This window comes from Streptococcus sp. 2022WUSS037, from assembly GCF_044427225.1.
GTDB lineage: Bacteria > Bacillota > Bacilli > Lactobacillales > Streptococcaceae > Streptococcus.
Window position 1 is genome coordinate 1 of record NZ_JAOTGJ010000076.1, and the last position, 731, is coordinate 731.

The following is a 731-nucleotide window of genomic DNA, read 5'->3' on the forward strand; positions in this document are numbered from 1 at the left end:
TCCGTTAGCTGCCGTAAAAAATGATTTTTGGGAACAACAATATCATACAGGGGAGAATAGGAACTAAGATCTAACTGAATTTGATTATCAAGCATAGGAATCACCTCGACTCTAGTATAGCAAAAAAGCCATCAAGTTGATGACTTTTTCAGTGGGTTCATTCTCAGTGTTCCTTCATTTCAAACTATTCTTACCATCTGTTACCAGCAGATTTCACCTCTGTTGTAACATCCCTATACTCGAGATTAGTCAAACTTGCATAGACATCATTGATACTATCACGATAAAAATGATCCGACTGAGCAGATAGCTTAACCATTTTATCTTTATCTACTTCACTCGGTGCTTCTAGTGTAACAATACCATCCTTGTCAATAATCAATTTAGAGAAATTGTAAACATAGAAATCTGTTGAAGTTTTGACAAAAGAATCTTCTTTTATAGCCATTTAGTTTTAAAATAGCATTCCAAAGAATACTCAACCGATTGAAATCTCCTCAATAACTCAGCCACTTTTCTTTTCAATCCAGCCCAGAATCGTTCAATTGGGTTAAGTTCAGGGGAATAAGGTGGAAGCGGAAGAAAATAGTGCCCCTTAGCCACTGCAAGCTCATCTAGTTGTTTCTTGGGATGAAAAGCTGCATTATCCATAATGATGACATGGGGTTCTGTCAAGGATGGCAATAGCTGCTCCTGATACCACTTGATAAATAATTCCGCTGTCATCGTTC

Annotated in this window: 2 protein-coding genes; both read right to left on the bottom strand. The window is 37.2% G+C overall.

Annotation, left to right across the window (positions count from 1 at the left end):
• Window positions 1-190: 190 nt before the first annotated feature.
• Window positions 191-448, bottom strand: a complete 258-nt coding sequence (locus ODU55_RS11665) for a hypothetical protein (RefSeq protein ID WP_398582914.1) — start codon at window positions 446-448, stop codon at window positions 191-193.
• Window positions 439-731 (bottom strand): transposase (locus ODU55_RS11670; protein WP_398582915.1); only part of this gene is annotated, 293 nt, incomplete at its 5' end. The genes ODU55_RS11665 and ODU55_RS11670, both read right to left, overlap by 10 nt.

Excerpts from the sequence above, each read along its gene's own strand:
- ODU55_RS11665 (WP_398582914.1), bottom strand. The coding sequence starts at position 448 with ATGGCTATAAAAGAAGATTCTTTTGTCAAAACTTCAACAGATTTCTAT.